The organism is Rhodococcus sp. 06-221-2, assembly GCF_002258365.1.
GTDB lineage: Bacteria > Actinomycetota > Actinomycetes > Mycobacteriales > Mycobacteriaceae > Rhodococcoides > Rhodococcoides fascians.
Genome location: NZ_NOYJ01000035.1, coordinates 431514 through 457796, shown reverse-complemented (window position 1 = coordinate 457796; position 26283 = coordinate 431514). Strand labels below are relative to the sequence as shown.

At 63.7% G+C, this 26283-nt stretch carries 27 protein-coding genes and 1 pseudogene; 19 read left to right on the top strand and 9 right to left on the bottom strand.

What is annotated here, in order from left to right:
* Positions 1 to 86: 86 nt before the first annotated feature.
* The 4 genes from CH281_RS23875 to CH281_RS23860 all read left to right on the top strand — a co-directional run bounded on the left by CH281_RS23875 (position 87) and on the right by CH281_RS23860 (position 4458).
* The gene (locus tag CH281_RS23875; protein WP_094695686.1) at positions 87 to 1676 is read left to right on the top strand and encodes a GMC oxidoreductase; all 1590 of its coding nucleotides are present in this window, start codon (positions 87 to 89) and stop codon (positions 1674 to 1676) included.
* 20 nt (positions 1677 to 1696) lie between these two features.
* Complete coding sequence (locus CH281_RS23870; protein WP_236253894.1) at positions 1697 to 2989, top strand: lipase family protein; 1293 nt, start codon at positions 1697 to 1699, stop codon at positions 2987 to 2989.
* Positions 2990 to 3247: 258 nt separating this feature from the next.
* Positions 3248 to 3991 carry an EAL domain-containing protein gene (locus tag CH281_RS23865; protein ID WP_179274279.1) on the top strand — a complete coding sequence of 248 codons (744 nt, stop codon included), beginning with the start codon at positions 3248 to 3250 and terminating at the stop codon, positions 3989 to 3991.
* A 134-nt stretch (positions 3992 to 4125) separates the two neighbouring features.
* Positions 4126 to 4458: a DUF3140 domain-containing protein gene (locus CH281_RS23860; protein WP_032387659.1), complete on the top strand. Its 333-nt coding sequence runs from the start codon at positions 4126 to 4128 to the stop codon at positions 4456 to 4458.
* Positions 4459 to 4576: 118 nt separating this feature from the next.
* On the opposite strand, the gene CH281_RS23855 is transcribed toward CH281_RS23860, so the two are convergent.
* The 4 genes from CH281_RS23855 to CH281_RS23840 are packed head-to-tail and all read right to left on the bottom strand — an operon-like array spanning position 4577 to position 8293.
* Complete coding sequence (locus tag CH281_RS23855; RefSeq protein ID WP_094695684.1) at positions 4577 to 5179, bottom strand: methyltransferase; 603 nt, start codon at positions 5177 to 5179, stop codon at positions 4577 to 4579.
* Between the two features lie 22 nt (positions 5180 to 5201).
* Complete coding sequence (locus CH281_RS23850) at positions 5202 to 6194, bottom strand: tripartite tricarboxylate transporter substrate binding protein (protein ID WP_032371761.1); 993 nt, start codon at positions 6192 to 6194, stop codon at positions 5202 to 5204.
* The gene (locus tag CH281_RS23845) at positions 6191 to 7714 is read right to left on the bottom strand and encodes a tripartite tricarboxylate transporter permease (protein ID WP_032406095.1); all 1524 of its coding nucleotides are present in this window, start codon (positions 7712 to 7714) and stop codon (positions 6191 to 6193) included. The genes CH281_RS23850 and CH281_RS23845 overlap by 4 nt, the downstream gene beginning before the upstream one ends.
* 3 nt (positions 7715 to 7717) lie before the next feature.
* Positions 7718 to 8293: a tripartite tricarboxylate transporter TctB family protein gene (locus CH281_RS23840; RefSeq protein ID WP_094695683.1), complete on the bottom strand. Its 576-nt coding sequence runs from the start codon at positions 8291 to 8293 to the stop codon at positions 7718 to 7720.
* A gap of 143 nt (positions 8294 to 8436) precedes the next feature.
* On the opposite strand from CH281_RS23840, the gene CH281_RS23835 reads away from it, so the two are divergent.
* Together CH281_RS23835 and CH281_RS23830 are read left to right on the top strand one after the other, a co-directional pair.
* Positions 8437 to 9276: a MurR/RpiR family transcriptional regulator gene (locus CH281_RS23835; RefSeq protein WP_080729394.1), complete on the top strand. Its 840-nt coding sequence runs from the start codon at positions 8437 to 8439 to the stop codon at positions 9274 to 9276.
* Positions 9276 to 10445 (top strand): MFS transporter, encoded by a 1170-nt coding sequence (locus CH281_RS23830; RefSeq protein ID WP_094695682.1) that lies wholly within the window; start codon positions 9276 to 9278, stop codon positions 10443 to 10445. Before CH281_RS23835 ends, CH281_RS23830 begins: the two co-directional genes overlap by 1 nt.
* A 97-nt stretch (positions 10446 to 10542) precedes the next feature.
* Here the strand turns inward: CH281_RS23830 and CH281_RS23825 are convergent, their stop codons facing one another.
* From CH281_RS23825 to CH281_RS23815, 3 genes are all read right to left on the bottom strand, one after another.
* Positions 10543 to 10977 carry a GNAT family N-acetyltransferase gene (locus CH281_RS23825; protein WP_094695800.1) on the bottom strand — a complete coding sequence of 145 codons (435 nt, stop codon included), beginning with the start codon at positions 10975 to 10977 and terminating at the stop codon, positions 10543 to 10545.
* 84 nt (positions 10978 to 11061) lie between these two features.
* Positions 11062 to 11838, bottom strand: coding sequence for an IclR family transcriptional regulator (locus tag CH281_RS23820; protein ID WP_094695799.1), 777 nt, complete (start codon positions 11836 to 11838; stop codon positions 11062 to 11064).
* Positions 11835 to 13334, bottom strand: a complete 1500-nt coding sequence (locus tag CH281_RS23815; RefSeq protein ID WP_094695681.1) for an APC family permease — start codon at positions 13332 to 13334, stop codon at positions 11835 to 11837. The genes CH281_RS23820 and CH281_RS23815 overlap by 4 nt, the downstream gene beginning before the upstream one ends.
* 339 nt (positions 13335 to 13673) lie before the next feature.
* Here CH281_RS23815 and CH281_RS23810 point away from each other — a divergent pair, with 339 nt between their 5' ends.
* The 8 genes from CH281_RS23810 to CH281_RS23775 are packed head-to-tail and all read left to right on the top strand — an operon-like array spanning position 13674 to position 20048.
* Positions 13674 to 14255: a MauE/DoxX family redox-associated membrane protein gene (locus CH281_RS23810; protein ID WP_179274278.1), complete on the top strand. Its 582-nt coding sequence runs from the start codon at positions 13674 to 13676 to the stop codon at positions 14253 to 14255.
* Between the two features lie 26 nt (positions 14256 to 14281).
* Positions 14282 to 14896, top strand: coding sequence for a redoxin domain-containing protein (locus CH281_RS23805; RefSeq protein ID WP_032374910.1), 615 nt, complete (start codon positions 14282 to 14284; stop codon positions 14894 to 14896).
* Positions 14897 to 14930: 34 nt separating this feature from the next.
* On the top strand, positions 14931 to 15629 hold the full coding sequence (locus CH281_RS23800; RefSeq protein WP_032387663.1) for a methylamine dehydrogenase light chain: 699 nt from the start codon (positions 14931 to 14933) through the stop codon (positions 15627 to 15629).
* A gap of 56 nt (positions 15630 to 15685) precedes the next feature.
* Complete coding sequence (locus CH281_RS23795) at positions 15686 to 16939, top strand: hypothetical protein (protein WP_256984028.1); 1254 nt, start codon at positions 15686 to 15688, stop codon at positions 16937 to 16939.
* Between the two features lie 20 nt (positions 16940 to 16959).
* Positions 16960 to 18525, top strand: a complete 1566-nt coding sequence (locus tag CH281_RS23790) for a multicopper oxidase family protein (protein WP_094695678.1) — start codon at positions 16960 to 16962, stop codon at positions 18523 to 18525.
* A 10-nt stretch (positions 18526 to 18535) separates the two neighbouring features.
* A complete protein-coding gene (locus CH281_RS23785) occupies positions 18536 to 18874 on the top strand; it encodes a plastocyanin/azurin family copper-binding protein (protein WP_032387665.1) in 339 nt (112 codons plus the stop codon).
* Entirely contained in the window at positions 18871 to 19179 is a 309-nt protein-coding gene (locus CH281_RS23780; RefSeq protein ID WP_094695677.1) for a biphenyl 2,3-dioxygenase, read from the top strand. The genes CH281_RS23785 and CH281_RS23780 overlap by 4 nt, the downstream gene beginning before the upstream one ends.
* Positions 19180 to 19211: 32 nt before the next feature.
* On the top strand, positions 19212 to 20048 hold the full coding sequence (locus CH281_RS23775; protein ID WP_094695798.1) for a methylamine utilization protein: 837 nt from the start codon (positions 19212 to 19214) through the stop codon (positions 20046 to 20048).
* A gap of 67 nt (positions 20049 to 20115) precedes the next feature.
* Here the strand turns inward: CH281_RS23775 and CH281_RS23770 are convergent, their stop codons facing one another.
* The gene (locus CH281_RS23770; protein ID WP_256984023.1) at positions 20116 to 20865 is read right to left on the bottom strand and encodes a TetR/AcrR family transcriptional regulator; all 750 of its coding nucleotides are present in this window, start codon (positions 20863 to 20865) and stop codon (positions 20116 to 20118) included.
* A gap of 136 nt (positions 20866 to 21001) precedes the next feature.
* Here CH281_RS23770 and CH281_RS23765 point away from each other — a divergent pair, with 136 nt between their 5' ends.
* The 5 genes and pseudogenes from CH281_RS23765 to CH281_RS23750 all read left to right on the top strand — a co-directional run bounded on the left by CH281_RS23765 (position 21002) and on the right by CH281_RS23750 (position 24119).
* Positions 21002 to 21694, top strand: a complete 693-nt coding sequence (locus CH281_RS23765; protein ID WP_143544861.1) for a carboxymuconolactone decarboxylase family protein — start codon at positions 21002 to 21004, stop codon at positions 21692 to 21694.
* Positions 21691 to 21801 (top strand): annotated as a pseudogene (locus CH281_RS27585) (NAD(P)-binding protein); the annotation flags it as partial. The gene CH281_RS23765 and the pseudogene CH281_RS27585, both read left to right, overlap by 4 nt.
* 93 nt (positions 21802 to 21894) lie before the next feature.
* Positions 21895 to 23106: a GMC family oxidoreductase gene (locus tag CH281_RS23760; protein ID WP_032406097.1), complete on the top strand. Its 1212-nt coding sequence runs from the start codon at positions 21895 to 21897 to the stop codon at positions 23104 to 23106.
* 21 nt (positions 23107 to 23127) lie between these two features.
* Complete coding sequence (locus CH281_RS23755; protein ID WP_032392152.1) at positions 23128 to 23631, top strand: hypothetical protein; 504 nt, start codon at positions 23128 to 23130, stop codon at positions 23629 to 23631.
* An 80-nt stretch (positions 23632 to 23711) separates the two neighbouring features.
* Positions 23712 to 24119 carry an ankyrin repeat domain-containing protein gene (locus CH281_RS23750; RefSeq protein ID WP_230592012.1) on the top strand — a complete coding sequence of 136 codons (408 nt, stop codon included), beginning with the start codon at positions 23712 to 23714 and terminating at the stop codon, positions 24117 to 24119.
* A 2-nt stretch (positions 24120 to 24121) separates the two neighbouring features.
* Here the strand turns inward: CH281_RS23750 and CH281_RS23745 are convergent, their stop codons facing one another.
* On the bottom strand, positions 24122 to 26260 hold the full coding sequence (locus tag CH281_RS23745) for a catalase (protein WP_094695674.1): 2139 nt from the start codon (positions 26258 to 26260) through the stop codon (positions 24122 to 24124).
* Positions 26261 to 26283 lie beyond the last annotated feature (23 nt).

Genomic DNA, 26283 nt, shown 5'->3' with positions numbered 1-26283 from the left:
CCATAAGCCGCATCTGTCTAGTTTTGCTTCGCACGTGCACGTGACACAGGTCTCGGTGCGCGCTGCTGCACACCATTGGGGGGTACGTGTCGAATTTGAATCGCCGGTCGTTTCTCGGCGCGACTGCTGTTGCTGGATTGGCCGCACTGTCGGGCGCGGGGGTGGCGCGAGCAGCGGGCGGGCGACGCGTCCAGATCCCGCTGACCCGCGAGGATCATCGTGTGGTGATCATCGGATCGGGGTTCGGCGGCGGCGTCGCCGCATTGCGCCTGGCCGAAGCCGGGGTTTCGGTTCTGGTGCTCGAGCGCGGAAGGCGTTGGAACACAGGCCCGAATGCGGACACGTTTCCCGATGCCACGTCACCGGACAAGCGGATGTTGTGGCACGGTTCGAGTCCTAACCTGTTCGGAAGGCCAGTTCCTTTCGATCCGTACGTCGGCCTCCTCGAGGCGGTGCCCGGAGACAACATGACTGCGCTGTGCGCGGCCGGTGTCGGAGGCGGATCCCTGATCTACCAGGGAATGACACTGCAGCCATCGCAGCCGGTGTTCGAGGAACACTTTCCGGCCGGACTGGATTGGCCGACTCTGAATCGGGTGCACTACCCACGCGTGGCACGGATGTTGCAGCTCCAGCAGGCCCCCGACGAGTTGATCGGTACGCCCAATTATCAAGCAGCACGGGTGTTTGCGGCCAATGCTCGTCGAGCGGGTCTGCCGGTGTCCAAGATCCCGATGCCGATCGACTGGAACTTCGCCCTCGACGAGACGCGCGGGGTGATGGCACCGTCGTACACCGATGGGTCCGGTGCATTCGGAGTCAACAACGGCGGCAAGCACTCCGTGGACGTCACCTACATCGCCGCCGCCGAGGCGACGGGGCTGGCCACGGTCGCGACGCAGCACGATGTCACGAGTGTCGAGCGGCGTGCCGACGGCCGTTGGACGGTCTATGTCGATCGAATCGATTCCGACGGAACGGTTCTGGAGAACAAGGTTCTCACCGCCGGCACGCTGATCATGGCAGCCGGAAGTCTGAACACCACCAAACTGCTCGTCCGCGCCGGAGCGACCGGAGGCATTCCCGATCTCCCGAACGAGTTGGGGCAGGGCTGGGGCACCAATGCCGATCGCATCTACGTGTGGTCGAGCATCGAGCAGCAATTCGGTGCACCCCAAGGCGGACCGGTGGTGTTCGGCAGCCTCAACTGGGACGACCCGAACACTGCGCACACCGTCATCCAGGCCTCGATACCGCCGTTGTCGTTCGATGCCCACAGCACGATGCTCGTCGGGTACGGAGTCAGCAGCGGCCGCGGCCATTTCGGCTACGACTCCTCCATGGACCAGGTGCGACTACATTGGCCGGCCAACGGCGACAGCCTGATTCAGGACGGTTCGATCGATCCGACGGTGCGTCGTATCGCCGGATCGGGCAGTGTTCTCACCGATACCAATGCACTGTTCCCGTCCACCTGGCATCCGTTGGGTGGGGCCAACATGGGCGCAGTATGTGATCTTGACGGTCGTGTCCACGGCCAGCGAGGACTGTATGTCCTCGACGGGGCACTCATGCCCGGCACCACCGCAGCGTGCAACCCATCCATGACCATCGCCGCACTGGCCGAACGTGCGCTGGACAACATCGTTGCCGACGACATCGGCACCGTTATCTGACCCCCACCAGAAAGAGACCGATGCATCTGTACCGCAACATGATCGGCGTCGCAGTCACCGCCGTGCTCGCGTCTTCCCTGACCGTGCTTGGAGGCTCGGCAGCGAATGCCGACCCCGTCGACGAATTCTACGTCCCTCCGGCTCAGGTCGTCGACGACCCGGGGGCCGTGTTGCGGACGCAGCCGATGTCACTGTTCGCGGCTCTGCCCGGTGCGGACGGTGCCTACCCCGTTCAGGCGCAGCGGGTGCTGTACACGTCACGGACGCAGGACGATACGCCGGTGGGCGTGTCGGGCACGTTCATCGAGACCGAGGTGCCCTGGCGTGGTGCAGGCCCGCGGCCGACCATCGTCGTCGCGCCCGGCACGGTGGGTCAAGCCGATCAGTGCGCTCCTTCTCGTGCGTTTCCGACGACTGTCAACGCTGTGACACAACCATTGTCCATCTCGTTCAATCAGGAGTTGTTGTCTTCCACTCTGTGGGGATCGATGGGTGCCAACGTGTTCGTGACCGACTACATCGGGTTGGGAACGCCCGGTGTGCACACCTATGTCAATCGTGTCGAGCAGGCTCATGCGGTGCTCGACGGTGCTCGTGCCGCGAACGAGCTTCTCGGTGATACCGATGCACCCGTTGGTATCTGGGGGTACTCCCAGGGCGGTGGGGCGGCAGCCGCGGCGGCCGAACTCGCCTCGGAGTACGCACCAGGTCTGAATGTGAAGGGTACGTGGGCCGGAGCTCCCACAGCGGACTTGCTCGAGGTGTTGAAGACCGTCGACGGGACGCTGATCGGAGGGGTGATCGGCTATGCCCTCAACGGGTTCGTAGAGCGGGATCCGAGCTTGCTGCCGCTCGTCGAAGAGCGACTCACCGATCACGGCAAGGCAGTGCTGAACGATCTGTCGACGCAGTGCATCGGCGACACCATTCTGAAGTACCCGTTCCTGCGAACCGAATCGTTGACCGCGGACGGCAAGTCGATGCTCGAGAACTTGGGCACCATTCCGCAGGCGGGTCGCATCCTCGAGGCTCAGCGGATCGGTCGCAGTACTCCGAACGCACCGGTGATGATCACCAGCGGACTCAACGACGACACCGTGCCGTACGGTCAGGCCCGGCAGTTGGCTCAGGATTGGTGTGGGCGAGGTGCCACGGTCGAGTTCCGAACCAACCCGTTGCCGCCGATCCTGCAGGGTGCTGTGTTGCCCAACCACTTCGGGCCACAGCTGATCGACGGGTACGGCGGCGCCGCTGCAGCGTTCCTGATGGATCGGTTCGCCGACGTCCCCATGGCACCATGCTCCATCGACTGATCGGCGGCCGCAGGCGCTGGCGGCTGGTGCGAGAATTCGTACTCCGCCACCGCTGTCCCGCACGCCTGAGCGCCGAGCAACGCGCCGCTGACTATGTCGCGATAGCCGAATCTTTCGGCGCCTTTTGGCCTCGCGACACACGACGAGTTCGGGTGCTGATCAGCAGCTTCGGCGATCGGGATCCTGATGCAGTCGTTGCCGCGATGCGCCCGGTTGCAGCTCCGGTTCAGCTTCACCCGGTGGTGCGGGTGTGGAATCGTGCCGTCGACTAGGGCAGCGTCGACACCGCTACGCTCGACCCTGTTGCGGTCACGGCGTCGGGTGGAGGCTGCGATTGCAGGCGGTGGCCCGGACATCGTCTTTCAGCCGATCGTCCGTGCACGTGATGGGGTGATCGAGGGATACGAGGCCCTGTCGCGTTTCCCGGCGGGCGGCGGTGACACCGAGGCGTGGTTCGCCGATGCAGCGCAGTGCGGCCTCGGTCCTGCTCTGGACAGATCTGCGGCCGTCAAGGCATTGGGAGAATCAGCGCGTCTGCCGGATGGTTGCTTCGTTGCCGTGAACCTGAGTGCTGCAACGCTACTGGTCGATGCTGCCCTCGTGGATGTGCTGCTCGACTTCGGCCGACGACGGTCACTGGTAATCGAGCTCACCGAACATGCCGCCCAGGACGACGAGGATGCGGTGATCGCAGTGTTGGCCGAACTTCGACGCGGCGGCGTCGCTGTCGCAGTGGACGATGTGGGATCCGGATACGCAGGTATGCGGCAGCTCGTCGTGCTCGAGCCGCAGATCATCAAACTCGACGCGTTCGTCGTTCACGGCATGAAAGGCAATCGAGTCAAGTCTGCCTTGGCTGAACTGGTGCTCGAGTTCGCGCGAAAAACGGAGGCGAGGTGCGTGTTCGAGGGCATCGAGACCGACGACGACCTCGAAGCGGCCGCGTCGATCGGGGCAGACCTGCTGCAGGGCTTCCGAGTGGGCCGCCCTGCTGCGCTGTGATCGGATCTGACCAGCAGGTTGAGTACCGCCCAACTGTGGGTATGGCAGGAACAAGACAAGTTCAGAAAGGCCGATGCGGTCGAACGGGAGACACGCGGCACCACCACCGAGGGTGAATCGAAGGAGACGGACTGATGGCCGATGACGACAGTGACATCAAGACGGAGTTCGATGACCTCGTCAACATGACGGCGAAGGAACTCGACGAGTTTCTCGGCACCGACGACTCGAAGGACGTCGGTCAAAAGAAGGAGGGCGGCGAGTCGACGGGCCACGAGAGCGGCCGCCGCATCGTCGAAATCCTGAAGACGAAGAAGGCGGACCTGTCCGACGACGACTACGAGCACATGCGAAAGGTCGTCGGCTACTGCAAACGACACCTTGCGCAGCGGCCCGATGGGGACATCACCGACACCAAATGGCGCTACTCGCTGATGAACTGGGGCCACGACCCGAAGAAGAAATGATCTCGCTTCGCTGACGGGAGGTCTGCTTTAGTCGGGGCCCCGGCTGCGGGAATCCCGCCACCGGGGCTCAGGAGTGGAGCAGACATTGCTCGCACCGTGGAGGACCCGACTAGCGCATCTACGACGAGAAGCTCGCTCGCTTCGAGGCCTCGCGCGCCACCACTTCCTCGGCCGCGACGATGACGTCGTCCACATCGGCACTCTTGACGACGACCACTCCGTCGGCATCGGCGACGATGATGTCACCGGGTGAGACGACGACTCCTCCGAGTGCAACAGGCTCGTTCAGTCGGCCCGGCCCGTTCTTGTAGGGACCCGCCGGTGTGACACCGCGTGCGAATACGGGCAGACCCAACTCGGCCAAGGCGTCGGCATCGCGCACGGCACCGTCGATGACGAAGCCGGCGATGCCGAGCGATTTGGCGCGAATTCCGATGAGATCGCCGATGAGGGCGCGTGTGTCGTCACCCGAGCCGTTGACCACGATGACGTCGCCTGGGCGGGCGTCGTCGAGGGCCTTGTGGATGTAGAGGTTGTCGCCCGATCGGGTCCAGACGGTGTACGCCCGGCCGGTGACTGCTGCTCCGGCCCAGATGGGCCGCAGTCCGGCGATGATGCCGAAGCGCTCCTGTGCATCGCCTACGTTGGCTGCGGGCACTCGAGAGAAGCGTTCGATCATATCGTCGGATACGGCAGTGGCGGAATAGGTTTCGGTACTCATGAGATCGATGCCTTTCGGTGACTTATTGCTGGTCGGCGAGCAGTTCGGCGATGATCGGTTCGATCTCGGTTTCGCGCTGTTCCCACAGGGTCGCGACGTCGGCACCGGACACCCAATCGGGCTGCGTCGCAGCGCCGGTCAGCTTCTCGGCGACTGCCGGGTCGGCCAGTGCCGTCTCAAGGGCGTTCTGCAGCGTGGTCATCGTCGCGTCCGGGGTGCCGGCGGGGGCACTGATGGCGAAGTTGTTGGTCATGAACGGCGCGTCGTATCCCTCGCTTGCCAGCGTCGGTACCTCGGGGATGAGCTTGTTCTGCTCTTCGGTGAGAACCGAGAGGATGTTCACCTCACCCGAGGCGAACTGGCCGTAGAAGCTGGACACTCCACCGAGGGCGAAGTCGGTTTCGCCGGAGACCAATGCCGAGATCTTGTCGGCTCCGCTGTTGTAATGAACGATGTTGAAGTCCAGGCCGAGGGTGTCTTCGAGGGTGCGGAGGTTGACGTGGTCGTCGCCGGCCCTGGAATCGGTGCCCACGGTGATGGACCCCGGGTTGGCCTTCACGGCGTCGAAGAGCTCGGCAATGTCTTTGTACGGGCTGGACTTGTTGACCCCGATCACGATGTCGTTCGATGCGAACGACCCGATGGGCGAGAAGCTTTCGCGATCGAACCCGGCTTTCTTGCTCGGGTCGAGGTATCGCCCGAGGATCGACGGGATGTTGGTGAAGCCGATGGTCTCACCGTCCGGCTTGGCGTTGGCCAGGTAGTTCAGTCCGACGACCTGGCTGCCGCCCTCCTTGTTGACGACCTTGACCGGCACGCCAAGTTCGTTCTCCATGGCGGGGGCCATGATTCGGGCCAGGATGTCGTTGCCTGCGCCTGCGGCGGACGGGACGACCCATTCGACGGTGGCACCGTTCCGTGGGAACGGCGCTCCGGAATCGGTTGTGCTCGAGCCGCATCCGGCAATCAGGGCGGCAGCGGAGATGGCCGCGACCAGGGTGGGCAGTGTTCTCATGAGACGGGCTCCTTGATGGGCTGGGTTCGGGTGGCGCGGCGGGAGAGGATGCGAGCGAGGACGGGGCGCAGCATTCCGAACAGAACGGCTGCGATGAAGACGAGCAGGAGAACCTTGTTGATGGGACCTTCGACGAAGACGCCGTAGTCCCCGCGAGACAGCGAGAGTGAACGCTGAAAGTTCTCCTCGAGCAGAGGCCCGAGGATCAGGGCCAGCACCAGTGGAGTCAGTGGAATCTTGGTGAGGTGGAACAGGTATCCGATGACGCCTGCGCCGAGCATGATGAAGATGTCGAAGACGCTGCCGTTGATGCTGTAGACGCCCAGGAACATGAAGGCCAGGATCATCGCCATCAGGTAGTGGAACGGGATCTTCAGTACGGCAATCCACAGGCGAACCAGTGGCACGTTGAGAATCAGCAGGATGATGTTGCCGACGAGGAAGCTGGCGATGATGGTCCAGGCCACTTCAGGGTTGTCGCGGAACAACAGTGGGCCGGGGATCAGACCGTTGATGGTGAAGGCGCTGGCCATGATGGCTACGGTCGCGGAGGTGGGGATGCCGAGGGTGAACAGTGGAATCATCGACGACAGTGCGAGTGCGTTGTTGGCCGATTCCGGTCCGGCGACACCCTCGACGGCACCCTTACCGAATTGCCCGGGACGCTTGGTGAGCTTCTTCTCCATCGCATAGGACGCCAATGAGGTTGCAGCACCCGGAGATCCGGGGAGCAGGCCCATGAAGAAGCCGATAACGGAGCCGCGCATCGTGGGGCCTGCAGACCTGGTGATGTCGGTCTTGGTGGGCAGCAGCTTACCGACGGCGAGTGGTCGTCGGCCGGCACCGCCTGCCGAGCGGGCTTGGATTAGGATTTCGGTGAGGCCGAAGCAGCCCATCACGACGGCCACGAGTGCGACGCCGTCGAACAGTTCCGGCATGCCGAACGTGAATCGCTGGATGCCTTGGCCGGAGTCGATACCCACCGACGCGATGGCCAGGCCGAGCCCGACGCTGATCAGTGCTTTCGCGGGGTTGTTGCCCGAGAAGCTGGTGATCAGGGCCATGCCGAGTAGTGCGACGAGAAACAGTTCGGGAGCACCGAATTCGAGTGCGAATCGGCTGAACGGGGCGACGACGACGAATCCGACGACGCCGACCAGTCCGCCGACGAACGACGCGAGTGCGGCAACGACGAGGGCGGGACCGCCGCGTCCGCTCTTGGCCATCTCGTAGCCGTCGAGTGTCGTTGCAATGGACGACGCCTCACCGGGAATGCGCAGTAGGACCGCGGTGACAGTGCCGCCGAATGCTGCGCCGTAGAGGATGGCGGCGAGCATGATCAGCGCCGTGGTGGCGTCGAGGCCGAAGGTGATCGGGATCAGCAGCGACACCGCAGCGGCGGGGCCGAACCCAGGGAGGACGCCGACGAGCATGCCCAGTACGCAGCCGAGGAGTGCGAAGAGCAGATGCGTCGGAGTGAGGACGTTGACGAAACCTGCCATCAGATCGGGAAATCCCATGACTCACAACCCCCAATCGGCGAGGAACGGAATGGAGGAAGCCGGCAGTGCGGTGCCGAGCCAGACGTCGAACACCAGTCGGGTGGCGAGTGTGGTGGCCACTGCGACGCCGATGGCAACCACTGGGGTGCGCTTCCCGACGAACGTCAACACGATGGCGAGCATCAGCGCCATCGAGAGCGTGTAGCCGAGGGTGGGGAGGACCAGTGCCGCGCCGGCAATCGCGGCGACGACCACTCCGATTCTGATCCAGCCTGCGCGGTCGGGGAGTTCGGTCTCGTCGGCGTCCTCCTCGTTGTCGCTGGAGAGGAACGCGACGGCCGCAGAGGTGGCGGGTTCTAGCTCCAGTTCCGGTTCGGGTGCCGTCACCCGCGGCGCTCGGACGAGCTGTATCGCCCACATCGCGCCGCCGAGGATCATTCCGAGGCCGCCCACCAAAGGCAGGAAGCCCGCCCCGACGCCGGGTTCGGCGGCGATGCCGTACCCGGTTGCCATGGTGACCGTCGCCAAGCCGACGACCAGCGTCGCGCCGAGCACGATCCATTCGATCGTGTGTTGTGTGCCGAGCAGTATCTTCACGGCCGGCTGCCTTTCTGACGATATGTTCGGATGTGGCCTGGAGGGGTCGGCCGGATTGCTGTGCTTCACGTCACTTGCAATCTTGCACAGGTTTACAGGATTGTGGTTGAGTGTGTCAACAGACACAGTGGAAAGTGGAGGGTATGAGCTTCCGAACAGTGGTTGCCAGCAGCGGGAAATCGCTCAGCGCATCCGAAAAACGTGTCATCGCAGTACTTCTCGGTGAGCCCGAACCGTCGAGTCTGCGGGCGGCCCCGGTCGCAGCCCGTGCGCAGACGCATGAGTCGACGGTAGTGCGTCTTGCGCAGAAGCTCGGTTACAGCGGCTTCCCCGACCTTCGTGCCGACCTGGAGCGCGACAGCCTCGAACCGGTTGCGGCATCGGCACTGATGAGGAGCGACACCGGTCACGAGCTTGCCGTGTTCGCTCGCGACGAAGCGCGTGCTCTCGAACGATTGTCGAGTTTCATCCCACAGGAGCAGTTGGTGGAGGTGGCTACAGCCATTCACCGTTCGCGGGTGGTCTACCTGTTTTCCAAGGCCGACGAGCGGCCCGCGTTGGACATGCTGGCACGACGGCTCCGCAGACTCGGCCTGGTGGTCGTCGAGCTCGGGCTCGGAGGGAAGGACCTCGCCGAGCGGTTCGTCAGCTTCACCGAGGGCTCCGTTCTTATCGCATTCGCACTGCGCGAGGCACCGTCGCAGCTGCCTGCGCTGGTCCGGGAAGCGGAACGACGCGGCGGCACGTCGATTCTGATCAGCGACGCGCCGGGATATCACTTTCGCCCCGCGCCGACGCATCTGCTCGTCGCCCAACGTGGTGACGATTCGGAATACAACACCCTCATCATTCCCATTGCCATTGCGTACGCGCTGCAGTTGGCCATCTTCCACCTCGATCCCGATCGGTACGGGGCGGTGCGCGACGACATCAACGACGTGTCGAGGTTGGTCGGAGGAACCGACGAAATTCCCTTGCGCTGATGCCTTCTCGTGACTCCATTGCTCTGACCGTTCAGGCGACGACTGCGCAGGCCGGGTGGGTCGGGGTGCGGTTGATGATCGGCTATCGGGCGATCGCCGAGGGTGCCGACACTCGAACGCTTGCGGTGATTGCGGCACTCTTCGCTGCGCCCGCAGTATTGGCGGCCCTGCCGATCGGGCGCATCGCCGACAGGTTCGGCGGGCCGGTGGTGATCGTTTCGGGAATCGTGTTGTGCTCGATCGCAACCGGTGTACTCGTCACGTTTTCGGAAATGTGGGCGTTGCTCGTGTGCACGGCTGCGTTCGGACTGGGCAATCTGCTCATCATGATCGGGCAGCAGGCGTTCGTTGCACACGCCCACGTCGACGGCAAGAACGAAAGTGCCTTCGGCGCACTGACTGCCGCCGCGTCGATGGGTCAGTTGGTGGGGCCGCTCGCCGTGACGGCCGTCGCGTCGAGATTCGGCGGCGCGAGCATCGAGAGCCCGAACACGACGGCAGGCATCCTCACTGCCGGTGCCTTCACCGCGGTCGCGCTCCCCACCGCACTGTTCTTGATGCTCGGCCGCAACCACATTCGTGCCGAGAAGCCTGCCGAAGGGGAAGCGTCGGGGCTGAAATTGCTGAAGCTGCCGGGTATGTGGCAATCGTTGACGGTCAGCGGCGCGGTGCTCGTGACGGTCGATCTGCTCTATGCCTTCGTGCCCGCGTGGGCCGTCGAGCGTGGGGTGTCGGTGACGACGGTGGGGTGGCTGCTGGCGTTGCGTGCCGGGGTGTCGGTGGTCAGCCGAGTGGGGCTGGGCAGACTCGACGCGAAGTTCGGTCGCACTGTGCTGCTGAATGTTTCGCTGGCGGCGGGCGCGACCGCTCTCGCCGTGCTGCCGTTCGTACAGGCCGTCGGAGCCATCGGAGTCATGATTGCACTCGGCATCGCGTTGGGTATTCCGCAGCCACTGACCATGTCGTGGGTGGTGTCGATCGTGCCGAAATCCACGCAGGGGGAGGCGCTGGGATTGCGCATGTCGGCCAACAGATCTGCGCAGATCCTCATCCCACTGACGGTCGGCGCGCTTGCCGGCCCGTTCGGGGTGACGGGCATTCTGCTCGGCAATGCACTCGTGCTCGGGGGATCGATCGTTGCAGCCTCGCATCCGCGGAGCCGACCCTGAGCAATTGACGCTCCACTCGACGCCTCGGTCGCGAGGATTCTCCGACTCGGGGCGCAGAGTGGAGCACAAGTTGCACACGCACCGACACGGGCCTGACTCAGCTGGGATGGGTGGACATCTTCACGTGCGGGATTCCCGCTTCCAGGTATTGCTCGCCCACTCGAGTGAATCCGAATCGCCCGTACCATTTTTCGAGGTGTGCTTGCGCGGACATCTCGACCACCCCGGGGTATGCCTTCAGCGCGGCCTCGACGAGCTGTCCGGCATATCCGCGGCCACGGCCCGCAGTTGCGGTCGCGACGCGGCCGATGTGGACCGTGTCGTCGACGAGCACTCGGAGAGTGGCCAACACCTCACCGTTTTCGTCCTGGATCCAGAACAGTTCGGTCGTCGGAAGTAGGTCCGCGCCATCGAGTTCGGCTTCGTCGACGATCTTCTGTTCGTGCACGAAGACCTCGACCCGAAGCGCCATGATGCGGTACAAGGTGCTCGGATCGACGCGCGAGAGCGGTGCGTGATGGAGGGTGGTCATCGGGTCCGTTTCGTCGGGAAGCATCAATCTTCGCATCGTGTGCGGTGGACCGAGCGATTCTCCCACGTCGGTGTCGGATTCGGCTCAGATGAGTCCTTCCAAATCCGAGGCTCCCTGGACGAGGAATTCGAGCAAGGCGGAGTTGGCGGGATCGACTCTGCCCGCGATTCCCTGCAGACACAGAGCGCCGACAACATCGGAATTGCGCGTTCGTACCGGTACCGCCAGAGCGGCTCGGCCGATTCGTGATTCCTCGTTCTCGAACGAAACTCCGGTGGCGAGGATGCGGGCAAGATCGCTGTGCAGGGAAAGCTCGTCGACGAGGGTGTGTGCGGTGACCGCCCGCAACTCGAGGTTGTCGACGGCCCGGGGTGTGAACGCGAGCATGAGCTTTCCCACGGCGTGCGCATGCGGGTTTCGCATGATCGTCGGTGCCGAGACAACCTCGTGGTCGGGGTCCACGTCGACCATGCGCACTGTGCCGCCTCGTATCGTGGCGACGTAGAGGCCGTGCCGCGTCTGATCGCGCATGTCGCCGAGAACGTCTGCGACAGTCCGGACCGGGTCCGATCCCGTTGCTGCATAGGCCAGTTCGGATGTACGCCGCCCCAACGCGAAGCCCGAAAGGTCCGGCACTCGTACCAGGAAGCCGTCGGCCACCAAGAAGTTAAGCATGCGGTAGGCGGTGGCCGGTGGTACATGTGTATGCGCCGCAATCTGTTTCGCGGTTGCACCGGCACCCAGGTACGCCACCGCCTCCAGCATGGCGAGAGCCTTCTGCACGGCTTTCGGCTGTTGTCCCCCGAACCCTGTTCCCGATCCACCCCGGCGCGCATCGTGTCGTTCGGTCACCACGGTTATCTCCCGTGACGAGGAGGAGTCAGTACGGGTTTGCCCGCTGCGCTCATCTCCAGTTCGGCCGATCCCGGTAACAGATCGGCTGTTTCGACGCTGTCGAACACTCCGATGGCCTCGATGCTTTCGGGTCGGAATCTGCGTAAGCAGAGATGCCAGATCGCGCCCGACGCGCCGAGCGCCACGAACCACGCGATGTACGCCCAGGCTCCGGATCTGGCTGTGTCGACCACAGCGAATATCAACAGTCCGGATCCGGCTGCAGCGGCGCACAATCCGCACAGTCGAGTCCACACGGTGTGTTCGGATATTCGGCCGAGGAATCGCAATGCGGCAATCGACACCATCGTGTAACCGAGAACGAGCGCAATCTCGATCACGACGTCGTAGTTGTCCGGTGCGTGATCGGGGTTGTGCCACAGCGACCCGAACAACGAGACACCGACGAAGAGTGTGACTGCGGCCCAGGGGGTCCGGAAGCGAGGATGTACGCGATCGAGAAAGCTCGGGACGATCTTCTCGATGCTCATCGAGAACAACAATCGCGAACCAGCCTGCGCGAAGCCGAGCGTGGAGGCGATCCAGGATGAGCACACGCCAATGTTCACCGCCATCACGAGAAGGAGGCTCGCCCCCGAATCGACGCCGCCGAAGTACGCGTTGAGGAGTGTGCCTGCGTGCCCGGTCATTCCGGCCCATCCGGCGAACACGTAGAGCGCCCCGACCAGTAACGGGGACACCAGTAGCGTTCGGCTTACCGAGCGCAGGGGCGTACGGGCCTCCGGCCCGAAGAACGCGGCACTCTCGAATCCGGCCAGGCTGAGCACGGTCTGCATTGCAAGGAAGAGGACGAACCCGATCGGTGCATCCGTAGAGGTGCTCGTCATGTCCAACTCGACCGGCGCGCGCATCAGCAGCGCGGTGATGAGGACGAGGGTGCAGATCTCGATGACGAGAATGGTCCGGCTCGCGAAGCGCACGCCTCTGACCGCGATCGACACGACGACTACAGCGACAACGGCACTGGCTATCATCACCGATCCACCACCGAGGTGAAGTCCCGATACGTCGGCCACCTTGACGAGGTTCGCGCCTGCATTCGACAGCACCGAAATGGACACGCCCACGTAGCCGACGAGCAAGACCGCGGCGGCGGTCAGGGTGGCCCGTTTTCCGAGGCCATGGGCGACGAAGCTGTAGAGCGAACCCGATGCCGCGAGTCGGAGGGTGAACTGCCGGATGCAGAAGGCGACCAGGGTCATGACGAATGTGGCACCGACGATGGCGACGAGCCCGGCGCTGCCCACCTCGAACGTCGACATCCACAGAGCGATGAACACCATGCACGTCGCGGGGGCCATGGTCGACATGGATTGACCGAGCAAATCGAACGGAGTCAGTTGCTTACGTCCGAGCGCGCTCAACGGGGAGTACACAGGATTGATGGGCCGCTCGGTCAGAGCGGCCTGTTCGAGGGCGGCACGCAGTGCACTGGTGTTCATTGTTGTCCTGAGGGCGGTGTCCTGAGTGGGAATGAAGCCGGTCGAGAAGCACAAGGTACGACGCGGTGATTTCTTCCGTGTTTCAACGATTTCAACGGTTGGAACTTCAAGTGAGAATCGGCGACCCAAAATCGAACCGGACGTCGGACGGGCAGTGATACAGGCCATAGTCGGGCGCGTCAGATCCCTCTGACCTGCGTCGATCGGCCACTCGACGCACCACTTGGCGTCGTTCCGCATGTAACTCGGGAGAAGCGTCGGCGTCGCATCCACCTCGCATGATTCGTACAGCCGACCGAGCGACGGGCGGCGTGATGCGAACGAGGTGACGAGTTGGCGATGCTCTGGGCAGCCCTATCGTGCGTTGTCGGCGCAGTTCTGTTGGTGGCTGGCATACCGAAGGTCACGGACAACCAGCGGATGATCCGCGCAGTGCGCGGGTATCGCCTGCTGCCCGATCAGCTGGCCGTGGTTGTGGGTCGAGTGCTTCCCTGGCTGGAGATCGTGCTCGGGGTCGGCCTGATTCTCGGCATCGCTCCGGTGGTGACGGGCGCGGTCGCGTCGGCGATGTTCGTCGTGTTCTTCGCCGGACTGACGATCAACCTGCTGCGTGGAAGCCGTGATCTCGATTGCGGATGTTTCGCGTTCTCGGCCGGTGGCGAAGAGGTCGCCCACATCGGATGGTGGCACTCCGCCCGCGCAGCGTCGTTCGCGATCCTCGCGGCGGCCGTGACTCTGACTCCTGAGATCGGCGTGTTCGACCGCCTCACCGGAACGGGAGTCGGCCTGTTCGTCGTCGCACTCGTGTGGGTCGGGGTCTACGCGCGCTCGGTCATGTCCTTCGGCCGCCGACCGATCGACGACTACCTCACCAACGCCGCAATCGAGCTCCGCGCAATCTCGTCCGTCAGCCGCTACTGATTTCACTCATTCCGAAAGGCACGTCGATGACTGTATTTCTCGTGACCATGGTTCTCGTCCTCACCGTGGCCGTTGCCGGGCTTCTGCTCATGATTCTCGGACTGGCCCGCGAAATTGGCCGAGTACAAGTGCGTTTGGGGCCCCTCGGCGCGCGGATGATGGATACCGGCCCGAAGATCGAGCAAGCTGGGCCGAGCTTCCACGGTCTGACCGATCACGTCGGACGAACCGTCAGTGTCGGTGGCCATCGCGAGCGGCCGCAGCTGTTGCTGTTCACCGCTCCCGGATGCTCGACGTGCAAATCGCTTCTGCCCGGTATGAAGTCGATGGCCAAGGGTGAATCCGACCTCGACATCGTCATGATCTCCGACGGCACCCCGGCCGAGCACGCAGAGTTCCTCGCCGGAGCCGGACTGGGATCCGAGCTGAGCTACGTCGACGGCCGAGACGTAGGAATCGCGTACCAGATCGGCACCACACCGTTCGGCGTCATTCTCGACGAACACGGCAAGATCAAGGCGAAGGGTCTGTGCAATCACATGGCCCAGGTCGAGAGTCTGCTCAACGCACTCGAATCCGGTACGCCGTCGCTGCAGCACCTGCACACCCAGGCTGCCCGAAATCACGCAGGCGCTGCCTAGTCCCACTCGGATCCCTTCACACATCGGAGAGCACATGGACAATCACGAACATCCCCACGATCCGCACTCGGGTAGTAGCGAGCAGCGGTATCCGGTCGACGAGAACACCGTGGCCGAGCAGGCCGAATGGATGGCAGGACGCGGAGGTAGTTTCGCGAGCCGGTCGGGTCGTAAACTGTCCGAACGTGTTTCACGTCGATCCATGATCTCGAAGATCGGCAGATGGACGCTCGGTGCCTCGGGAGTAGCCGTCGTCAGCGCGCTTCCGGTCTCTCGGGCATACGCGCAGGAGACTCCTGCGGCTCCCACACCCGAGCCGCAGGTTCCCGAGTACGACGGCAGCAACCCCGCAGAGTGCGACTACTGGCGCTGGTGCAGCATGGACGGAACGTCCTGTGCTGCATGCGAAGGCGGCGGATTGACCACCTGTGCACCAGGATCCAAGCCCGGTGCCGAATTCTGGGTCGGCTGCTGCACCAACCCTGCCGACGGCAAGACCTACCTCATCGCCTACTACGACTGCTGCGGTGCGCCGAGCTGTTCCAATGCATTCTGCGGTGAACCCGACATGCAGGCAACGATGTACAACCCGGTCAGCGGCAGTTACGACCAAGAAATCATCTGGTGCGTCTCGGACGAATCGCAGGCCTACACGTGCACCATGGCTCCGATCGTCGGCGCGGATTGCCAGGCCCGTCCCGCTGCTCGCCCGAAGGTAGGTGCCGGCTCGTGACACGTCTACGCCGCACCGCGGTACTCACTGCCGCCCCGTTGGCCGCCCTACTGGCGATGACGTCGTGCAGTTCGTCGAGCGAGGACACCGAGGACTCGGCCTCGTCGACCGAGGTCACCTACCCGTCCGTCGAATTCACCGCGCCCGGTGAGGGGATCGGTCTCGGTGAAGAGGATCAGGAGATCACGGGCCAGATCCCCGAGCCGCTCCACGTCGGCGAGATCACCCCGATCGGCGCAAACCAGATCCTCGGCATCGAAGGCGGTTTCGGCAAGCTCGAAATGACCGTCAACGCACTCGATCCAGCGACCGGCAAGGTCACCACGCGCGTGACCGTCGGTGCGGGAATCTGGGATCCGGTGGTGCACGGGTTCGTCGGCGAGACCAGCAGCGACCCGGCCATTGTCGCAGCCGAGGTGTGGCGTCCCCGTGGATCACGTGGGGCAGCGGACTTCACCGTCAGTACCTATTCGGGAAACCTGCTCGAACCGAAGGAGGCGAAACTCCCCGATGTGGCACGCGTGCACTCACGGGAAGGATCGAACGCCGTCACCTCCGACGGCAAGTACTTTGTCAGCTGGGACGACGGGCTCTACGGAATTCGCGTCGTGGATCTGGGGGCCGGCAAGGAATCGGGCGCACTCCGCATGATCGGCTGCGGGCCGTTCACCTGGATGGTCGGCCATGATCTGTACAGCGTGTGCGAGGACACCCGAGAGCTCTTGCACGTCAACATCGGTGACGACGGCGTCCCGACCGAGGTGGGCCGCGAGAAGGTCCTCCCGGACGACTTCGTCAGTACCCGTAAGACGACGTTCGCCGAGGAAGCGAAGAAGGCTCTGCTTGTCAGTGAGAACGGCGACGTGTTCGTCTTCGACTTCTCGAACGGACTTCCCACCGAGGCAGTGAAGCCGATCGGAAACGCCGGCGACCCGTCCGGACGCTTCTCGGAGAACGTCATCAACGCCGACGCGACCCGCATGGCCATCACCTACACCGACAGCATCATCCATCCGGACTCTGCGCGCGGCGGCTCGGTGGCGAAGATAGTACTGTCCGACGCTGCGAATCTTGCCCCCGTTCGCTCGTTGACGTTGGCGGACATCGGCATCGAGAGCTTCTCCTCTATGGCGTTCAGTCTGGACGGCAAGACGTTCTACGTACTGGGCGACGGTGCCGAGGTCGACGGGGTCGCGCCCCAGAAGCTCGTCGGATTCGATGCCGCAACAGGGCAGCAGGTCAGCTCCGTCGACATCGACGGCGCAGTCAACCCGATCACGAATCTGATCACCCCCGAGGAAATCGAGTGACTTCATCGGACACCCGGACGATGCTGGGCCGACGCCGCTTCCTGTCCCTCGCGACAGCAGGCGTCGGCCTGGCGGGAATCGGTGCACTCGGTGTCGCCGGTTGCAGCGCCTCCTCCGAGGGGACATCCGGATCCACGGACAAGTTGAACTACATCAAGCCGACCGACCCAGAAGTCGCTGCCGCCGAGGCGGCGCGCGCATCCTCCGGGAAGACAGCGACGTACGCCCTCGCGGCCGGCATGGCAGCGGTGGACCTGGGCGGGCGTCTGGTGAACACGTGGACCTACGGAAGCGGTGCGGTAGCGCCGGAACTACGGCTCACGGCCGGCGACACGATGCGCGCATCGGTCACCAATTCCCTGTCGAGCGACACGAGTATCCATTGGCACGGCATCCGGATTCGCAACGACATGGACGGCGTGCCACCCGTGACGCAGGAGGCGATAGTTCCGGGCAGCACCTTCGACTACTCGTTCATCGCCCCCGATCCCGGGACGTATTGGTACCACTCGCATTCGGGCCTTCAGGCCGACCGGGGGTTGTTCGGGGCCCTGATCGTCGAAGATCCCCACGACAACTCCGGTGCCGACGCCGATGCCGTTCTGGTACTGGATGATTGGGTCGACGGACTGGGAACCACACCCGACGCGATCATGGCAGCGCTGAATCCGGAACTGCACGGCGGCGGTCACGCCGGTCACGGCGGGGGAGCGGCTCCGGCTCCGATCGGCGCAGACGAAGCCACGGTTGCAACGTCGTTGACCTCGTCGGGACACGGCGAGTCGCAGGTGCTCGGGGGCATGACGCAACACATCGCCTATCCGCTGCACCTGATCAACGGGCGACCTCCCAACGATCCGACCGTCGTCGAGGCCGCAACCGGCTCTCGGCTACGGTTGCGAATCGTCAACGCGGGAGCAGAGACTCCGTATCGGTTCGCGGTCGCAGGACACCGCATGACGATCGTTGCCGTCGACGGCTTCGACGTGGTGCCGGTCGAGACCGATGCGATTCTCATCGGTATGGCACAGCGATACGACGTGCTGGTGACCGTCGCTTCCGGAGCATGGCCGATGGTGGCCGCAGTGGAGGGCAGGCCGGGATACGCCTCGACGGTATTGCGCAGCACAGATGCCGCACCCTTGGCGAATCCTGATGTCGGAGCATCGATTCCGGAGCTGGGACGCGAACTGATTCTAGAGAGTGACCTCCGGCCGGCAGAGAAGTCGAAGCTGGCCGACAGAGCTCCCGACCGCGAGTTCTCGGTGGATCTGCTGCAGGCCGGTGATCGGTACGTGTGGGCGATGGCCGGGGCGGATGCGGGCAAGCTCGTCATGAAGCAGGGCGAGCGAATTCGCATCACCATGAACAACACGTCGACCATGTGGCACCCGATGCACACGCACGGACACACGTTCGCGGTTCCGGACTACGGCGGGCTGCGCCGAGACACCGTCAACGTCCTGCCCGGAACCTCGTTGGCGATCGACTTCGATGCGGACAATCCCGGCGAGTGGATGTTCCACTGCCACAATGCCTATCACTTCGAGGCGGGTATGACGGCGAACTTGATGTACATCAGATGAGAGGTAATCCATGAAGAAGATACTTGTCCTGGTCGCGGCGCTGGTTGCGCTGCTGGGCCTGACGGCGTGCAGTAGCGACTCGGGAAGCGATGCCCCCGCGGCGACGGTCCGAGTCGAGAACATGAGCTACAGCCCGGCGTCGGTGACGATCAAGAAGGGCGAGACCGTCGAGTGGATCTTCGACGACAACGGTCTGCCGCACGATGTGGTCGAGACGGCCGACGAGACCTTCAAGAGCGAGCTGCTGACCGAAGGTAGCTACTCCTACACCTTCGAGGAGGCAGGCACATTCGACTATCACTGCACCCCGCACCCGATGATGCTCGGCACGGTCGTCGTCGAGGAATGAGAACGGTGGTGGCGGTCTCGATACTGACGATCGCCGCCGGGTGCTCGGCCGAACCCGAGATCGACGCCACCGTGCTCATCAGCAACGTCCGCTTCGATCCTCAGGAGGTGACCGTCCCTGTCGGGGGCACCGTCGAGTGGCAGTTCGACGATGGCGGGCTCCTCCACGAAGTTCACGCAGAGGGCGTATTCGACAGTGGTGTCAACGGAGACAGTACGTTTCGGTTCACGTTCGACACGCCGGGTGACGTGGAGTACCACTGCTCGATTCACCCGTACATGTCCGGAACGGTTCACGTCGGCTGATGTGCACCACCACAGAAATCGAGGAGGTATCCATGACCACGATCATCGATCACACTGCACTGCAACAGGATATGCCCCAGATCAGGCCGACCCTGCAGAGTTCGGTGGGGCTCGGCACACGCACCGTTCTGATTTCGGTCGCTGCTGCGATCGGCGCGGGTGCAGCGCTCGCGTTCACACCGACTGCTGCGACCGGGCTGACCGGTGTCGTAATTGCCGCGGGAGCTGTCACAGCGCTCGCAGCCAACTGGTCGACGTGCGGAATGTCAGTCGCTGGAGTTGTCGTAGCGCCGAAGCAGCCGGGGCGTAAGGGATCGTCGACGCCCGTCCGTCGACTCGGTTGGCATGCAATGGGTTCTGTCGTCACCGGTTCGGTGACGGGTGCCGTGATCGGTGCTGCCGGGGCCTTGGTCACGGGTGCGGTGCCGGTCGCCGCGATACTCGGAGTGTGGGCGGTTCTCGCCTTCGCATACGGATTGCACGAGCTGGGCCTGATCTCGATGCCGACTCCGATGCGTAGGCAGCAGCTACCGCGTCATCTGCGGCGGAGTATGGAACCGTGGAAGGTGTCGCTGTTGTTCGGTGCCATCATCGGCCCGGGCTTCTTGATCTACATCCGGTCGAGTGCGTACTACCTGATGGCACTTGGTGTGGCAGCGATGGGCTCGCCCGCTTTGGGTGCGGCTCTGTTCGTCACGGTCTCGCTCGGCCGCTGCATGCCGAGCGCGTTGGCAATCGTGCACACCCGTCGGGGCGGATCGATGCCCGGCTTCCTGTCGTTGATGTGCGTCGTGGACCGGCGCGTTCAGGCGTTCACGGGGGCCGTGCTCGTCGGTGCAGCCGTGTTCGCGGGAGTCGTCCTGCTCTGAGCTGTGCAATCAGGGGTGGCCCGGGTTCGATACCTGGGCCACCCCTTTTGTGGTTTCCCGATCTGAATCAGTCGTGGTGTTCCGACTCCGTGAACCCCATCCCGCACAACACCGTCCGAAGGTGTGAGTCGTAGAGCGCGTCCACACTCGAGACCAGGCGTGGCAAATTGCCGAACTGTTCGGAGACGAGAAAACCCAAGATCGACGCCCAGGCGTTGAGTCCTACCGCCGCTATGCGCAGAAGGTGTTGGCGGTCGATACTTTTCGCGAGAGCAGTCTCTTGCAGATCGAGCAAATAGGTCCCGAGATCGCCGGGCTCGAGCAGTTCGGGGATCTGGCACCGAGTCAGGTCTGCCGATCCGTTCTCGACCGCAGCGAGATAGACCACCATCGGTGAAAGTAGTGCGCGGCTTGCTGCCGGGCCGGTCACTGCGGCGTCGGCGTGAAAGCCGGCGATGGGGGTTCCGAAGATCAGCGCGAAATCGTGGGGGTGGGCGAGCGTCCACTGTCTGATTGCGTGGCCCATGGCCCACCACTGGGCCTGCAGATCATGTGGGTCCGCGTCGGTTCGAGCAGCGTCGATGGAGTCGCCGAGCGCGGTGTATGCGTCGATGCAGAGCGCTCCGATCAAGGCCGATTGGTTGTCGAAGTACCGGTAGATCGCCGCCGAGGACATTCCCATTTCCCGTGCGACAGCACGCAAGGACAACCCGCCCGGCCCGTGTTCGGCCAGATGCGCACGAGCCCGCGTCTTGATCTCGTCGACGGTCTCCTTACGTCGAGCTTCTCGACGCGATGGTGCAGCTGCTCCGCCCACTGTGACCACTCCTCCCGATCCTGTCTTCCCGTGCCCCGTTGACAGTCTAGGCAGACAGCGCCTACTGTGCGATCACCGATCGAAATGTTATCGATGATTACATTGCGCTTCGCATCGATCGAAGGAAGTGGCGAACATGGCAGCTCAACCCGGTCGGCACACCGACGTAGTGCCCCCTTTCCGTAAACGCACGTTCACTGCGGCCGCCATGACGCGTGATGTCGGCACTCTTCTCAGGCGCGGACGCAGCCTTGTCACCGTCTGGACACCGACTGGCGTCAACCCGCTGCTGCGTGAGCAGGTCATGTTCGCCGTTGCGATGGTCAACGACTGCAAGTTCTGCGCTTTCATGCACGACGATGCCGCGATCACCTCCGGCGCGGACCGCGACGGATTGGCGCGGCTGGTCGGCTTGGATCCGGCCGACGCGACCGACGATGTCTTGATCGCGGTGGTGTGGGCGCAGAGCCGAGCGGCGAACGGTCTCGGTCGTGCTGACGAGGCCCTCGAACGTCGGATGGAAAACCGGTACAGCCCACAGCGAATCCGTGACCTCGATACCGTCGTTCGAGTCATGACGCTGCTGAACGTATCCGGCAATACCGCAGAAGCGCTGATTCGCCGGATGCGCGGGCATTCGGTACCGGGAAGTCGCGTGGTCGACGAACTGATTGTCGGGGGAACCTACTTGGTCGGGGCCGTTGTCTCGGCGTTGTCGTTGGCACTGCGACGGCGGGTGTCCCCGAAGAAGGTGTGGCACGAGTTCGATCGATTCGACGGTCGTGCTCTCACCGCGCAGGGCAGCGTGAACGGTCGTGTGGGTTCATGACGAAGCCCACGTGGGACGCCATAGTCGTCGGGTCTGGATTCGGCGGTGCGGTCACTGCAGCACGACTGGCAGAAGGCGGCCACCGGGTTCTGATTCTCGAACGTGGGGCATGGTGGGATGGCGACCGGGTTCCCGCATCGGGTCGGACGGGCCCATTGCATATGGTGCGAGGGATCCGATATTCCACTCGGTCACGCAGTATGTCTGTCGGAGTCCGCCGTCACGGACTGTACGAGCTACATCAGTTCGACCGGTTGACCTGTGTGGTGTCCAGCGGGGTCGGCGGCGGATCTCTCGTCTACACCGACATGCAGGTGCCACCACCGGACGCCTACCTCGACGCTTTCCCCGACTGCATCGACGCAGCCGAGATGCGGCCACATATCGACGCGGTCCGAACAATGCTCGCCCCACGTCCGGTTGCGCCGATTCCGCAGAAGGCGCGCGCATTCGACCGCGCCGTGACCGCAGCGGGACTGGGCCCGGTGCATTTTCCCGATCTGGCTCTCACGAGCCATCCCCATGGCAAACCGAGTAGGGCGACGATGGGAACGACCTATCTGCCGATGGCGCTGCGTCACGGAGCCGAGTTGCGGGCCATGAGTGAGGTCGTCGCCATGTCGCAGACACCCGACGGCGGATGGCAGGTGCGGTACCGAGACCACGAACGCGGTCGCAGCTATGTCGAATCTGCACCTCGATTGATCCTGTCGGCGGGAACGCTGGGAACGATGCGGCTCCTGTTCGACGCTCGCGACCGGCTCGGAACGCTGCCCCTTGTCAGCTCCGCCCTGGGACGTGGCTTCACCCCCAACGGGGACATGGTGACCGTGGTTCATCGGACCGCGCAGCGAGTCGATTCCGTTGCAGGACCGCCGATCACTGCGTATCTGACCGCGGAGGGCCGACGTGATTTCCTCACTGCCGAGGTGGGGCTTCGCCTGCACCACATGGCCCCGTCCGCCGCGGTGGCGAGATTGCTGCCACGAACTGCCCTGCTGATCGGTATGGGCGCGGACCGTATCGCGTCGGAGGCCACCTACGACGGGCGCAATCTTCACCTCGGCACCAACCGCGACGACGATTCCGAATTGTTCGAGAGACTCGCCGAGCACGCCACGGCGATCGCGTCGGGCTACCGGGCGAAACGCACGATCGTCAATGCGCCTTTCGGTCGCGGCAGCACGCGTCTGGCTTCGGTCCACCCACTCGGTGGAGTACCGATGGCCGAGTCGCCGACGAACGGCGTGGTCGACACCTCCGGGCAGGTTCACAACTATCCCGGACTTTTCGTCGCCGACGGGTCGATACTGCCGTCCGCGCCGGGCATTCCGCCCGCCATGACCATCGCCGCAATGGCCGAACGCATCAGCCACCAGATCCACCGATGCCCAGAAACCTCTGGGCTCTAGAACACCTGTCAGGAGAATCCGATGAAAGACAACACAATTCGCTTGCACAGCCTCGTCGACGCCACTGCTCCGATACCGACATCTCGTGACGGTCTCGGCTTCGCCGATCTGGCGTCGCTGATGAACGCCTCGCCGTCACCCGTCGTCCTTGCCGGCGACTACACCGGAAGAATAGTGTCTTTGATTGCTCTGCAACGACTTCCGGGCATGCTGCGCACTCCGATCACCTCCATCGTCGCGATGCTCGCGCGCCCGATATGGCGCGGCAAGAGATTCGACGGCAACACTGGAACCAACCTGTGGATCGGTCGCCGACGACCCCGCACATTCGGTGACTTCGCGATCACGACCGCCCAGGACGGGCACCACGCAGCACTGGACTACGACCAGCGTACGAACCCTCGGCCGGTTCGGCTCATCACCGGCGAAGCAGCTGCGATGGGGCCCGGGGTGTTCATTGCCGCGATGTACCTCACTGTCATGCGGCGACGCATCACGCTGATGTACTTCACTTTGGACCGGTGACCACGATGCGTGCCGTTCACCGTCGACTTGGATCGGACGATGCCTCGGTTGAATCTCGTCGCTCGGGGAATCATGTGTTGGTGGACGACGACGATGTTCTGGACGACGATGTTCTGGCTGTGTTTCGGCATGCATTCGACTGCGCGCGCAGCGGTGATGCCTCGTGGTTGCAGTCGTTTTTCGAGGCCGGAGGGTCCGTCGACCTGACCAACGACAAGGGCGACACACTGTTGATTCTGGCGGCGTATCACGTACAACCAGGTGCGGTGAGCATGCTTCTGACGCTGGGGGCTGCGGTGGATCGCGTGAACGACAACGGTCAAACAGCGTTGGCGGCCGCGGTGTTTCGTCGGTCGACGCCCATTGTGAGGATGTTGCTGAAGGCAGGCGCGGACCCCGCAGCCGGGGCTCGATCGGCGCACGCAATCGCCCAGTACTTCGAGTTGGACGACATGGCAGCGATGCTGACCGAGCCCCAGTCGGGGTAGCCCTACTTCCTGGCCTTGGCCTTGGCTGCCCGCTTACGAGCAGGCTTGTCGGGGACTGCAGGCGGGATGTTCGACGCCATCACCGCGGGGGCACGATCCCAGGCTCGGTGCAATCCGACCGCAGCGAGCAACGCGTCGTTGAACGCTTTCACCGCTGTCTCGCCGATGACGACGCCTGCGTCGTCGGCACCGATTCCGGCCTGCTCGAGCAGTGCCGCTCCGTCGCCCCAGGCACCCATCGCTTTGCAATGACGGAATGCTTCCTGCAGCAGCAGGATCAGCTTGATGTCGTTCGTCGGTGTTGTTCCGCCCGCGACGACGAAAGCGTCGAACTCGATCGAACGAACTGTGAGGAATGTTCGCTCGACCACCTGAGTGCGCACGCCTTTACCGAGGATGCCGCCGGCCGCAGCGATGACGTGCACTGTGGCACCGCGGCGCGCGGCTGCCGTCCGTAGCTTGCCGATTCCGGACAGGTCCGATCCGGCGTCGGCGATGACGCCGATCTTGCGTCCGGCAATCGGTCCTGGAGCCTCGACGATCTGAGACAGTGCGGGGGAGAGCAGCACGTCCTCAGCGGGTGTGCCGACTGGTGCAGGCAGGCCGAGGCCGGCGGCGACGCGCTCGCACAGATCGGCGTCGACATTCGAGAGAACCTCGAGCTCGCGTTCCTTGATCGATTGCTCGAACACTTTGCCCAACTCGAACGTGAATGCCTCGACGAGGTGATCCTGCTCGACGGCACTGAGGCTGCGATAGAACATGGTGGGCTGGGTGAAGTGGTCGTCGAAGGATGCGGGGTTCGCTCGTACTGCGCGTCCTTCGATGAGGCGTTCGGTCTGCACGTATTCGTGGTCCTTCTCACCTGCTACCGCTGGTTCTCCGTCGTCGACGGAGTTGCTGAGGTACGGGGCCAGGCCGGTGTGGACGGCGGTCTGGTGCATGCCGTCTCGCAGCATGTCGTTGACAGGTGCATGCGGCCGGTTGATCGGCAGTTGCGAGAAATTGGGGCCGCCGAGACGCGTGATCTGGGTGTCCAGGTAGGAGAACAGACGCGCCTGCATCAGTGGATCGTTGGTGACTTCGATGCCCGGCACCAGGTGGCCCGTGTGGAACGCGACCTGCTCGGTTTCGGCGAAGTAGTTCGTGGGGTTAGCGTCGAGGGTGAGCTTGCCGATGGGTTGCACCGGAACCAGTTCTTCAGGAACGATTTTCGTGGGATCGAGCAGATCGATGCCCTCGTAGGTCTCGGTGCCATCGTCGGGCATGACCTGGATTCCGAACTCGTATTCCAGTGGGGCACCGGCCTTGATGCCGTCGGACATGTCGCGTCGATGGAAGTCAGGATCGACGCCCGCTGCGATCTGGGCTTCCTCCCATACCAGCGAATGCACTCCGGCGAGTGGCTTCCAATGGAATTTGACCAGCCTGGTCTCGCCGTTCTCGGCGACGAGGCGGAACGTGTGGACGCCGAAGCCTTCCATCGTGCGATACGAGCGCGGGATACCTCGATCGCTCATGTTCCACATGACGTGGTGAGTTGCCTCGGTGTGCAGCGAGACGAAGTCCCAGAAGGAGTCGTGTGCCGACTGAGCTTGCGGCAGTTCGATATCGGGCTGCGGTTTGCCGGCATGAATGATGTCGGGGAACTTGATGCCGTCCTGGATGAAGAAGACGGGCATGTTGTTTCCGACCAGGTCGAAGGTTCCTTCGTCGGTGTAGAACTTGACCGCGAAACCGCGGGTGTCGCGGACGGTGTCGGCGGAACCACGCGATCCGAGAACGGTCGAGAAGCGGACGAAAACCGGTGTCCGCTTGCCCTTCTGGGCGAGGAATCCTGCCTTGGTCACGGTCTTCGCCGACCCGTAGGACTCGAACGTTCCATGTGCGGCGGCACCGCGTGCGTGCACGACGCGCTCCGGAATTCGCTCGTGATCGAAGTGGGTGATCTTCTCGCGGAGGTGGAAGTCCTCGAGCAACGTCGGGCCGCGATCGCCCGCCTTGAGCGAATGATCGGTGTCGGGGAGACGTACGCCTTGCGCAGTCGTCAGGAAATCACCGGTCTGGGCTCTCGTATCGCGAGCTCCGGTCGGGCCGTTGGGTGCCGGCGACGATTGATCCGGGCGAGGGATGGGTGGCATGTTCGGCCTTCTTTCGTTGTTGG